This window comes from Pseudomonas sp. AB6 (assembly GCF_034314105.1).
Taxonomy (GTDB): Bacteria; Pseudomonadota; Gammaproteobacteria; order Pseudomonadales; family Pseudomonadaceae; genus Aquipseudomonas.
Genome location: NZ_JAVIWJ010000001.1, coordinates 4,887,204 through 4,899,706, shown reverse-complemented (window position 1 = coordinate 4,899,706; position 12,503 = coordinate 4,887,204). Strand labels below are relative to the sequence as shown.

The window sequence follows — 12,503 nt, the reverse complement described above, 5'->3', positions numbered from 1 at the left end:
GTTGTGACCCAAAGCTGCGCCTCAAAGCAGATGTAAGCATGCATTTCGTCGATGCAATGTAAGCGCTTCCTAAATCCCACCGTCTTCAAGGTGGGGGCGCTTAGCTAACTTCATCGCACGGCCGTACGTCATCATCGACTTAGTAATGTTCTTCAATATAGGCGTATGCCCTCTCAAACAGGTCCTTGTCTTTGCTTAGGCCAAACTGCGCCAAGGTCAGCATGAGTGCTTTCTGGATTTCGCGTGGGCCACTGTTGGAGTTCTGCCAGCCCTCAAAGCGGGTAGCGTTCACAATTTTATCGATCTGCTCAACCACATCACCAATCAGCTTCGGCGTTGTTTCCGGGCGGGTTTCCAGGAAGAGTTTGGTCAGCGCCTGCTTGTTGTCTGCCTCCGTTACCACAGGGTCACCGGTTTCACGCTCGGCCTGCACCGTATCTTTGGCGGCATCCAATAGGCCCTTGAGCCAGTCGATGGCCTTGATTACACCCGCTTCATATTCTCGGCGCAGTTTCTCCAGGCGCTCGCCCAGCTCGACGAACACAGCCTCGCCATGGCCGCGCAGACGCCCCATTAAGTCTATTTCCAGTCGGCGGGCACGTTTTTCCTGCTCTTTCTCGGTCAGGGTGAAGATTGCGTGTTCATCCATGATTAGCTCATCGATGTCATCGCGTATGCGACTGATATCGGTGTGCTCGTGAATCATCTTGATGGTCTCGGGCCCTAACGCGGCCCAGACCAGCGCCCCCGTTTGACCAACCGGGCGTACTGATTCATAGATTTGCGCCAACCATTTGTAATCCTGGCGGTAGGGTGTCAGGAAAGGGTCGGGGTTGATGGCCGTCCAGAGTTTGGCCAGCACGCCAAAGGCTGCTGCAAACTCATCGCGGTTTTTATTGTCCGGCAAGCATTCCTGTGCGGCCAGGATACCGTCGAAACCTGCCAGGGTGCGGTCCACGTTCGGGAAGAAGGCCAGACACAGCTTCAACTGCTCTGGCAGCAATTCCTTGAATTTCTCGATTCCTTCGACAATCCCGTCGATCTCTTCCGGGTTATAGGCCAGCGCCGTGCGCAGGTTTTCGAATACACCCAGATAATCGATGATCAGGCCCATACGCTTGACCACCCCGTCCGCCTCGTACAGGCGGTTGGTGCGGCACATGGCCTGCAACAAGGTGTGGTCGCGCAGCGGTTTATCCAGGTACATGCAATAGCAGATCGGCGCATCGAAACCGGTCAGCAGCTTGGCGGTCACAATCAGCAATTGCAGGGACTGTTTCGGGTCTTTGTAGGTTTCCAGCAGATTTTTCTGCGCCTGCTCTTCACCATCGAATTTCTGCCAGCGCTCAAAGTCGGCTTGCTGGATCGGTAGATCGAGCTCTTCCTTCCACTTGTTCCAGTCCTTGTTGAGCTTGCCGTTCTCATCCTTCACCGGCGCCTGGTCGAGATTCATAACTACCTCTAGTGCGTCGAAACCCAGCTTGTTACCAAGTAGGTAATACATCTGCACGCAGGCATCGCGGTCATAGACCACCACCATGGCCTTCATCTTTTTCGGCTGCACATGGCTGGTGAAGTGTTCGGCAATGTCGGCGCTGATGGCCTCCATGCGTTTCGGTGCCTTGAGCATCACGGCCAGCTTACCGGCGCGTTTGGACAGGACGGATTTTTCGTCCTCGTCCAGGTTGTTGTCTTTGACCAGTTGCTCGAACTCTTCATTGATCGCCTCACGGTCGACCCGCAATTCGGCTAAACGGGGCTCGAACTTAACCGGATTGGTGGCACCGTCGCGGATCGACTGCTTGTAGCTGTAGCGGTTCATATAGCGGCCTGGGTCTTCATCGGCGCCGAACAGCTTGAAGGTGTTGCGCTCGATGCCGGAGATCGGCGTACCGGTCAGGCCGTAGAAGTGAGCATTGGGTAGCGCCCAGCGCATCTTTTCGCCCAGACCGCCTTCCTGGGTGCGGTGGGCTTCATCCACCAGTACGATGATGTTGTCGCGATTGTTCAGGCCATCCGGGTTGAGTTCATCAACCTCGACATCCTTGAACTTGAAAATGGTCGTAATCAGAATCCCGCGGCTGTCTTGCTCGATATGTTCACCGAGCTTTTTGCAGCTCTGCACCTTTATCAGGTTTTTCACATCGGCACCGCCGAAGGTCTCGCTGATCTGGCTGTCTAGGTCGCGGCGGTCGACAACGATCAGCACGGTAGGGTTTTTCAGCTCGTTGTCGGCACGCAGCATCTTGGCCGCGTAGAGCATCAGCAGCGACTTGCCCGAACCTTGGAAGTGCCAGATCAAGCCTTTTTTCGGGTAACCCAGCTTGACCCGCTCGACAATCTGCTTGGCCGTCTCGAACTGCGGGTAACGCGGCAGCAATTTGATGCGTTTGGGCGGCGTGTCTTTACCGGTTTTATGGGTAGAGAACAGCGCGAACGAAGCCAGCAGTTGCAGCAGGGTTTGCGGGTTCAGCAGCCCTTCGGCGCTCGCCAGCACGGAGGCCAAGGTGGCAGGAATATCTTCGCGCTGATCAGTGTGGTGCCAGGGGCCCCAGTCCTTGACACGGGCATTGATCGCGCCGTAGGCAAAGGTTTTGCCCTCACTGGCGAAACACAGCAGGTTGGGCACGAAGAAAGCCTGCACATTCTGCCAATAGTGCTTCTTGCCGCCCATAAAGTCAGCTGCACCGTCTTGCCAACTGACACTGGGGCGAGTGGCGCTTTTCACTTCACCTACCACCAGCGGGATGCCGTTTACATACAGCACGATATCGAAGAACACCTCGCCAGCGGCTACATAGTGCACCTGCTGGGCCACCACAAAGTGGTTGTTGTCGAGGTTGTCGAAGTCGATCAGATTGATGGTGACGTGTTCACCATTCTCGCCAAAGGCCAAGGTTTTTTCGGCCAGCAGCCACGCTTGGAAATTTTCGTTGGCCCTGACCAAGCCACTGTGCGGAGCCTCCAACAGCACACCACGCAGCTTGTGGATCACTTCATCGGCGTAATCCGGTTGTTTGTTGATAGCAGGGTTTAACGAACATAACGCGTCTTTTAGCCACTCATCGACAAAGATATCCTGCGCTTTCTTGGGCAGGCTCTCGCCGTTGCAATAAGTCCACTTTACACCATTTAAATTTTTTAAACGGTCGATAATTCCATTTTCGGTGACGGTTTGCTCGTTAAACATCTAAACCTCTACTGTATTTACTAGCTGAGAGACCAAGCCCCTCAACAAATTATTTCTTCTTGATCTGGCATTAGCGGCAACCGAATTCAGCAACGTTATTTCATTTAACAAATTAACAATTTCATCCTGCTCACTTTTCGACGGAACAGGAACAAGCATATTCTTTAAGTCAGTGCCTGTAATGCCTGACGCTGCTACAGTTTGAATTATTCTTTCCATAATCCAACGCCCGAAGCGGCTGCGAAAAAAGTAACTATAGTAATCAGGATTGATTCTTTCCAAATCAACCCTAACTCTAATTATAGAGGACTCAAAAGTCGAACAAAGCTCTCTACCCTTGTAAATACAGCACACTCCAGCCCCTTCTTTGACCAAGGATCGGCGAGCAAACAGTAAATCTCCGCTATCTAAAGCGAAAGAACTGAACTCACTCTCACTCACATCTACCGAGTTCTCTATACCGTGGTCATCGACAATTCTACCTCTAAACATCTCCCCCATATGCACCATTTTATAGCCGCTGCCATAATCACTTTGAGGTTTATACAAGCCGTTTCTTGAGTCAATTGCAAAAACCTCTTTAAAAGGCAATACACTCCATGACTCCGGAGTCATGCCCAGAGCACTTTTCTTAAGCGGTTCGTGCCTCAAACCAAACCGAGTAGCGCTATTTACTATTGAATCACATAGCTTCGAAAGACTATTTTCTGTTGATTGCGACGCACTCAGAGCAAGTTCCAAACTATCTAGCGCTTTTTCTAGAACACTAACTAGCCCTTCATCTAAATCGCAAAAATAAAATTCAGCCAAGTCTTTAAATTTTGTTCTTGGCGAAAGACCGCCCGCAGAGGTTTTAACAGCCCAAGCCCAAAACAGATCTGACCGAACAATATATGGAAGCAGGCGCCCAAACTTATTACCAAGATTAGCCTCGACAACAATTATGTCTCCCGAACAAATTCCGTCAAAGCCAGCCACGCCCGCCTTCTTTAAATAAGCTCTCCTACGACCAATCAACAACTGGCCCTTTTTAAATACCCGAGTAAATGTTGGCTTATCATCTACAATTGAACCCCAGCGTTCGATATTTAGGGAACCGGTATTTAGGTGTTCCAATCCAACATAGCGTTCATATCCATCTGCGACTGGATTTTTAGTGCTGGTTTTTACCTCTCGACAAATATCACCAAACTTGATTGCAGGAATTCCACTCATTTTTTCTCCACCCCACAACCTAGATTTGCGAGGATCGTAAATAATTTATTGGTCTGTTTATTTAACTGGATTCGGCTGACTTTCCAGGCTTCAATGGCATGTTCGACATCATGCACTTCCTCGTCACTGACGGCCTGCACATAAAGCGGAATCGATAGGTTGTGCTGGTTCTCGCGAACCGCCTCGATATCCACTAGCGCGGTAATGGCCGGCAGCTTGTCCGGTGCGGAGTAGGCTTCAATCAGAACAGCCAGATCATCATCCGAAAGCCGGCTATGGGCGCGCTCGCGGGTGACATGCTCAATACCATTGACAAACAAGATCTTGCCTTTGCGCTCAGTGGGTTTGTTGCAGTTGAGCACCACCACACAGGATTCCATCGGTGAGTTATAGAACAGATTGGGGCCAAGGCCGATCACTGCTTCGATAATATCCGACTCGATTACCTGCTTACGGATGGCCCGCTCCGAATCGCGGAACAGCACACCATGGGGCCAGAGCATGGCCGCGCGGCCGGTGTCGGGTTTCAGGCTTTTGATGATATGGGTGTAAAAGCCGTAGTCCGCGCAGCCCTGGGGCGGTACGCCATAGAGGTTGCGACCATAGGGATCGGCGGCGAACTTGTCGCGGTTCCATTTTTTGATGGAGTACGGCGGGTTGGCGAAGATCACGTCGAACTGCTTGAGTTGATCACCCTCGATAAATTTAGGCTCGGCCAAGGTATCGCCGCGTAGCACGTCGAACTCTTCGATCTCGTGCAGGAACATATTCATTCGGGCGATGGCGGAGGTGAGCAGGTTCACTTCCTGACCATAGAGTTTGACGCTGCGCCATTCCTTACCTTCGTCCCGCAGGTCCATCACCGCGTTAAGCAGCATACCGCCAGTGCCGCAGGTGGGGTCGTAGGCGGTTTCACTTGGCTTCAAACCCATGATGCGAGTCATCAGGTGCACCACGGTGCGGTTGGTGTAGAACTCGGCTGCAGTGTGACCGGAGTCGTCGGCAAACTTCTTGATCAGGTATTCGTAGGCTTCGCCGAGGTCGTCCTGAGCCACGGACTTGATGCCCAGAGGGATCTTGCTGAAGTGCTGAATCAGGTCAGCCAGCAGGTGGTCGGGCAGGCGCTCTTTGTTCGTCCACTGGGCATCGCCGAATACGCCGTGCAGGCGTTCGTTGTGGGTCTCGATCAGGCGCAGGGCATTCTGGATCGCTTCGCCGATGTTCTTGCTGGTGTGGCGCACCTTCTCCCAGCGCGCTTCCTGGGGAATATGGAAGCGGTGAAACATGGGCATAACCGCGTAGTCCACGTCGCCTTCGCTGACCTCCAGGGCCTCGACATACTCTTCGAGGTAAACGTCGGACAGGCGTTTGTAGAACAGCAGCGGAAACACGTACTGCTTGTAGTCGGAAGCATCGATCTGCCCGCGGAGAAACTCGGCGGCTCCCCAGAGCAGGTCTTCGAGTTTCTTTTTGCCTAGGCGGGAAGCCTGGTGTTTTTGTTGCTCAATCATTTTTGCGGGTCTTGTCTGATAGCTGGTGAGCGAGTTGGCTCAGGTCGGCAAGGCGTTTATCCGCGTTAGCGGTATCGAGCTGCTGGCGCTGCTGATGAAACAGCTCGTACTGCGTCTCGGCATGCTGTTTGGCCATGTCGTGGGAGATCTTGCCGGCGTTGTCGAGAATGTCGCGGTCGTTCAGGGTCAGAAAACCATCGAGCTTTTTCACCCAGTCGGCCATGGACATGGGAATGCGGCGCATGGCCTGGCCCTCGGCAAATACTAAGTACTGCTCGACCAGGTTATTGAGGGCGCTGAGTTCGTCTGCCGTGAGGTAGTTCTTGGCGTTGGCGATATCCTGCTTGCGCACTTTTGCACCGCGCCAGTTGGTGAGGCCCATATGCGGTTTGCTGCTGTCGGCGCGGTGGTGAATCAGCTCGGCTGCGGTTTGCCCGGTAATCGCCCAGTGCACCTTGTTTTGCACGGTTTTGAAGAAGCTGATGCTGGCGTCCTGGGTGGGGTCGTAATCGACGCTGGTGGCGTAGATATCGGTGATCTTCTGGTAGAAGCGTTTTTCGCTGGTGCGAATATCCTGGATGCGCCGCGTCAGCTCTTCGAAGTAGTCGAAGGGCTGATCGGGGTTTTTCAAGCGCTCGTCATCGAGCACAAAGCCTTTGACGATGTATTCACGCAGTTGCCGAGTAGCCCACTGGCGAAAGCGAGTGGCCGTGTGGCTCTGCACGCGGTATCCCACAGAGATGATGGCGTCCAGGTTGTAGTGCTTGAGGCTGCGCTTTACCTGGCGCGTGCCTTCTTGGCGAACTACTAAGAAATCCTTAGTGGTTGCATTTTGATCAAGCTCGCCTTCGCTGAAGATGTTCTTCAGGTGCATCAGCACGTTTTCTGGCGTGGTGCTGAATAGGTCTGCCATCAGGGCCTGGGTGAGCCAAACCGTCTCATCGACAAAGCGTACATCCAGCCGGGTTTTGCCGTCTTCGCTCTGGTAGATGATGAACTGCGAGGTGTTGCTGTCGGCATCATCCGTGCTCATAGCTCAAACCCTTCCTTGATCAATAATTCTTCAAGTTCCTGTTCAGCCTGCTCCAATGCAGCCAGCTTCTGCTGGAAGTCCTTCAGCGCCTCTTCGACGGTGATGGTCTCTTCTTCCAGCGGCTTTTGCACATAGCGGGCGATGTTCAGGTTGAAGTCGTTTTCCGCGATTTCGCTCAATGGCACCCAGCGTGCCACGCCGTCCAGTGCTTTGGCACTAGGGCCTTGCTGATACTGCTCCAGATAGGTCTGGTAGATCTGATCCGCCTGGGCGTTGCTCAGGGTGTTCTGCGCACGGCCTTTAGTGAATATTTCCTCGGCATTGATGACCAGAATATGGTCACGATGCTCATCAGGACGCTGCTTGCGCAGTAGCAGGATGCACGCCGGAATAGCGGTGCCGTAAAACAGATTGGGGGCTACGCCGATGATGGCTTCAATGCGGTTTTCCTTGAGCAGGCTGGTGCGGATTCTGCCCTCTGCCGCGCCACGGAACAGCACGCCATGGGGCAACACAACTGCCATACGCCCGTTGCCGTTAAGGGAGGCAAACATGTGTTGCACCCAAGCGAAGTCACCGTTGGTCTTCGGTGCCAGGCCATATTTGTTGCGGCTGTAAGCGTCTGCTGCCCACTGCTCATGACCCCACTCGCTGAGGCTGAATGGTGGGTTGGCGATCACGCAGTCAAAGGTTTCGAGCCGGTCGTAGATCAGGAACTTGGGTTCGCGCAGGGTATCGCCGCGCACGATCTCGAAGTCTTCCTGGCCATGGAGAAACAGGTTCATGCGGGCAATGGCTTCGGTGGTCAGGTTTTTTTCCTGACCCTTGAGTTTCAGTAAGCGGGGATCACCAGCGTTTTCACGAACGTGGTGGATGGTCTCCAACAACATGCCACCGGTGCCGCAGGCTGGGTCATAAACGCTTTCACCGGCCTTGGGATCGAGGATATTGACCATTAGCCGCACGATGGTGCGCGGGGTATAGAACTCACCGGCTTTCTTGTTGGCTTTGTCGGCGAAGCGTTTGATCAGGTATTCGTAAGCGCGGCCCATGTCGTCGTTACGAACGCTGGCCACCCCAAGATTGACCTGGTTGAAGTGGTTGAGCAGTGTGGCGAGCAATTCATCGGGCAGCCGATCTTTATTTGTCCAGCTGGCGTCACCGAAGATGCCGTGTAACGGAGCGTTAGCCTGCTCAATGCCTAGGAAGGCATCTTTAAGCGCCTTGCCGATGTCGTGGGATTTGGCGAAAACGTCATCCCAATGACAGCCCAAAGGCACTTGAATCCGGTGGAAGATCTTCTCCCGCGCCAGCTCAGCACTACCGACTTTGGCCAGTACATCCTGAAACTCTTCGTAGTAGACATCGCAGATCCGTTTAAAGAACAGGATCGGGAAGATGTAGGTCTTGTAGTCAGATGCGTCGATGGGGCCGGTGATGATATGAGCGGCGTGCCATAGGTGAGCTTCAAGGTCTTTTAGCTTAATCAGGGTCATTTTTAAAAATCTTGTGCAGCCGTTCGGGTAGCCTGCCTTGGGGCAGGCTAGAGATGGGGGTAAGTGTACTGGAGATCACTGAGCAGGGGGCCCCTGGCGTGGTGGCAAGGGGCGATGAGGTGGGTTAGTGCAAGCTGTGTCGGCGTGAGATATCTCTAATACTGCCAGGCTGCGAATACCTCTACCGCCCATGCATCATGCGGTTTGCTAGTACTCGATGTATTGGCAGATTGGACTACCCCTGCTCCGGTAGACATCCCCGGCCTATGCTGGTCAGATCGAATGCAAACAGGTGGTCAAGCGGAACTCCGCATTCCAATTGGTATTCCAAAATAAAATTTAAACCCATATAAATTCTTATAAACCAATAACTTATAAAACGAATTCAAATTACCCCGGCTCCACCAAACCCAAGCCAAAAGCCCGCCCTAAAAAGCGGGCTTTTGGCGTTTTAGGCCGCAATGAAACAGTTTGTCTAGCCGCGTCCGTTTAGAAGATGCCGCGCTGGCGCGCGGCGAACACGGATTCTGTCGGAATATGCTACCGAAGGCTGAAATAGGCGGGAATGGCCCCGCGACCTCATTTGCGTATGACGAGTCAGATTTTTTAATCTGCCTATACGGCTGTGAACTACTCAGGCGCCGAAATCTGGCAACTGGTAGATTTCTGAGCTGCCTATACGGCAGTGAACTGACGCTCTCATTCGAGGTAAATCGCTGATATTTTCTGAGCTGCCTATACGGCAGTGAACCCTTTGGAATGTTGTCACTGACATGTTCTGTTTTTCTGAGCTGCCTATACGGCAGTGAACCCCAAAAACTGAGCCGGAGCTCGCGGCTGCATTTTCTGAGCTGCCTATACGGCAGTGAACGTGCAAGCCTCGGAGCTGCCCAATATGCATCTTTTCTGAGCTGCCTATACGGCAGTGAACTCTGCTCCCTTTTTCATGCGAACCATGTCTCCTTTCTGAGCTGCCTATACGGCAGTGAACCAGATGCAGTTGACCATGTTCGAGTCAGTCGCTTTCTGAGCTGCCTATACGGCAGTGAACAATACATTCGTAAAGTTCAAGACGGTTTGCGTTTTCTGAGCTGCCTATACGGCAGTGAACGAGATGTGTCAGCTGCGCCGCGAAGCGGCTTTTTTCTGAGCTGCCTATACGGCAGTGAACGCTGCAATAGCGAGACAAGGCCACATCTAGCTTTTCTGAGCTGCCTATACGGCAGTGAACGTACCTACACGAATGCATCGACTTGCTCGAACTTTCTGAGCTGCCTATACGGCAGTGAACTATCTAGCTCGGCGGCGAAGCAGTTCCAGTTCTTTCTGAGCTGCCTATACGGCAGTGAACTTGCAAGCCTCGGAGCTGCCCGATGCGCATCTTTTCTGAGCTGCCTATACGGCAGTGAACATTCCGCAGCCTAAATAATTGGGTTTATGGTTTTTCTGAGCTGCCTATACGGCAGTGAACACTGGCACTACTAATTTTGACCAGTGCGTTGCTTTCTGAGCTGCCTATACGGCAGTGAACAATCTGTTCAACGCCGCGCTCTTGGTCCATCTTTTCTGAGCTGCCTATACGGCAGTGAACAAAATTGGAATTGCCATTCAGGCAGTCCGTATTTTCTGAGCTGCCTATACGGCAGTGAACCCTGTGGTCGGGCTCCGACGCGGCTTCAAGCTTTTCTGAGCTGCCTATACGGCAGTGAACGCGGGTTGTCATGGTTAAGCGCTAGCGTGGCTTTTCTGAGCTGCCTATACGGCAGTGAACTGGGGTGCTGGCATGACATCAATCTACGCAAATTTCTGAGCTGCCTATACGGCAGTGAACAGTTATGAGCGAATGGATTGCAGTCGGTGATCTTTCTGAGCTGCCTATACGGCAGTGAACGGCCTCGTGAAAACGAGTTGCAGTTGCTAGGATTTCTGAGCTGCCTATACGGCAGTGAACGCCTGCGCAAGCACTAAAGCCTCTTTGTAGCTTTTCTGAGCTGCCTATACGGCAGTGAACCGTGCTGTGACGCAGAGCTGCGCATAGTAAACTTTCTGAGCTGCCTATACGGCAGTGAACTTACGAGCTTGCTAAGTCGGCGAAAGGGGAATTTTCTGAGCTGCCTATACGGCAGTGAACCGAGCCAGTAGCCTTGCTAATCGCTCGTCCTCTTTCTGAGCTGCCTATACGGCAGTGAACGTACATCATCGGCCACAACATCGACTACGACTTTTCTGAGCTGCCTATACGGCAGTGAACTTCCTGTGCTGAATCTTCGAAGCCGTTCATTTTTTCTGAGCTGCCTATACGGCAGTGAACTAGCCCTTAAAATGCATAACACTTTGTTCTTGAGGGATTAACGTCCGTTAACCGCGATTTACCCTTTTTTTAGTGGCCGCCATAGACCGCTGATTTATATCGCATCGGTCCAGCGAAATAAAAAAGGGTAATTATCTAAAACCAAGGAATGGTTGCTCCGTTACCGAGACCATAAGCATTGAACGTGCCGTTTATTGGATTTTTTTGTAACGGTCCGTGCTGGATAAACAGTCGAAAGGCCTGATCAGTACTTTGGCTGCGCAAGCTGATAAAGGGCAAGGTGAGGCTACGCTCTACGTTATCCGGGATACGTTGCCGGGCATCTTCTGCCGTCAGTCCATGGCGCCGCATCAGCCGCCGACGCAAGCGTTCCGCGCTGCTCTTGACCTGAATTCGGCAGACATTTCGGTATTGCACCTCGTCGGGCACGTCCGTCACGTCACCTAGCTGCACATGATCGCTCATGCCAGTCAGCCAGGGCTGCGCCAGCAACTGCTGCAAGCATGCGGCTGAACCATGTAAACGCAGACGCTCACCCAGCGCCGGACGCGCCGGTTGTACATCTGGAAAACTGATGCCAATAGCCGGGTTTTGAAACCCCACCAGTGCACGATGCAGCTTGGCATATAGAGCGTTCATCAGGTGCGTCGGCGAAAACTCCGGATCAGGTCGCAAACCAATATCAAGGTAGTGGTCCATGGCTTAGCCCTTGTCACTGTCACCGAAAACACCACCCCGAATCAGGGTGGCAAGGACAAAATGCTGCTGCCCCTCCTCCGGCACCTGTTCTTTAAGCACCCAGTTGTCCAGCAAGGTATAAAAATCCAGCTTCTGCTTTGGCTGGCGATACGCTTTGCCTTGAGACGTGACTGAGCCGTAGGGTTCCACGGCGATAGGGCCAAGACCGTTCTCGTCTGGATACCAGGTGTCGATGGTGCGTAGAGCATTGCCGATTTTCTGTGAGTGCATGGCGGCGACATCACTGACCTGGTAAAGCGTTTTGCTCTTTTGCCCCTTCTTGTCCCCACGATCAAGAATCAACTCTTGAGAGGGAAACACTTCTTGGCCATCGCCGATACGCGCAAAGGCGGTAATGTCGAGCAAGACATAATCGTTACCGGCCAAACCGTTTTCGATCACGGCGGCCAGCTCTGCCAGGCTTTCGGTCGCTTGGCCTGTCGTTTCAAAATCACGCCATGGCAAACTCAAGGCATCAAAGGTCCAAAGTGCCGCATCGCCACCCTCACGCTTGTGCCGCACTTGTACCTCGATGACTTCGGCGCCCATACGGTTGCGCCAAAGAAAACGCGCGTTAGCCAAGTTAAGGGCATAACGCCGAGCGAGCTCTTTAAACCCGTGATTACTTACGTAGCTTTGTACTGTGGCTGTTAATTGCTGCTGATATTCAACGTTGTTGCACGCTGAAGGTGTCCCGGCACCACCGAGTACGCGCAGGGTGAAACGTACGCGCAAGGTGTCAGCATCATTAGGCAGTGTGGCGACATCGACGGTTTGCAGATTAGGCGACTGAATCGAGGCATCCAGCTTGGCAGGATCTTGGTCTTTGCTTTTTTGACGGTTGGAGATGGTGCCGCGCACTGATTTTTCACGAACTGCGATGGCTGGCCACTGAGTGGCCGCCGAGCGATCATCCCAACGTCCAGCACTGAATAGCGCATCAGACGGGTCCAGCTTGCGTTCAAAAGCCAGAACGGATGCAGTTTTTAATTCAATTTTAGCCACTGTG

The 12,503-nt window shown here is 52.9% G+C and carries 7 protein-coding genes and 1 CRISPR repeat array; all 7 genes read right to left on the bottom strand.

Annotated features, from left to right (window positions below; all coding sequences use genetic code 11):
• Window positions 1-139 precede the first annotated feature (139 nt).
• Window positions 140-3,190 (bottom strand): HsdR family type I site-specific deoxyribonuclease, encoded by a 3,051-nt coding sequence (locus RGW60_RS22770; protein ID WP_322206736.1) that lies wholly within the window; start codon window positions 3,188-3,190, stop codon window positions 140-142.
• Window positions 3,191-4,405 carry a restriction endonuclease subunit S gene (locus tag RGW60_RS22765; protein ID WP_322206735.1) on the bottom strand — a complete coding sequence of 405 codons (1,215 nt, stop codon included), beginning with the start codon at window positions 4,403-4,405 and terminating at the stop codon, window positions 3,191-3,193.
• On the bottom strand, window positions 4,402-5,916 hold the full coding sequence (locus tag RGW60_RS22760; RefSeq protein WP_322206734.1) for a class I SAM-dependent DNA methyltransferase: 1,515 nt from the start codon (window positions 5,914-5,916) through the stop codon (window positions 4,402-4,404). The genes RGW60_RS22765 and RGW60_RS22760 overlap by 4 nt, the downstream gene beginning before the upstream one ends.
• A complete protein-coding gene (locus RGW60_RS22755; RefSeq protein ID WP_169876941.1) occupies window positions 5,909-6,949 on the bottom strand; it encodes a virulence RhuM family protein in 1,041 nt (346 codons plus the stop codon). The genes RGW60_RS22760 and RGW60_RS22755 overlap by 8 nt, the downstream gene beginning before the upstream one ends.
• A complete protein-coding gene (locus tag RGW60_RS22750) occupies window positions 6,946-8,445 on the bottom strand; it encodes a type I restriction-modification system subunit M (protein WP_169876940.1) in 1,500 nt (499 codons plus the stop codon). The genes RGW60_RS22755 and RGW60_RS22750 overlap by 4 nt, the downstream gene beginning before the upstream one ends.
• A 603-nt stretch (window positions 8,446-9,048) precedes the next feature.
• Window positions 9,049-10,756: a CRISPR direct-repeat array (repeat unit 28 nt; unit sequence TTTCTGAGCTGCCTATACGGCAGTGAAC).
• A 135-nt stretch (window positions 10,757-10,891) separates the two neighbouring features.
• Window positions 10,892-11,455 carry a type I-F CRISPR-associated endoribonuclease Cas6/Csy4 gene (gene cas6f / locus RGW60_RS22745; protein ID WP_322206733.1) on the bottom strand — a complete coding sequence of 188 codons (564 nt, stop codon included), beginning with the start codon at window positions 11,453-11,455 and terminating at the stop codon, window positions 10,892-10,894.
• 3 nt (window positions 11,456-11,458) lie between these two features.
• Window positions 11,459-12,499, bottom strand: coding sequence for a type I-F CRISPR-associated protein Csy3 (gene csy3, locus RGW60_RS22740; RefSeq protein ID WP_322206732.1), 1,041 nt, complete (start codon window positions 12,497-12,499; stop codon window positions 11,459-11,461).
• Between the last annotated feature and the right edge of the window lie 4 nt (window positions 12,500-12,503).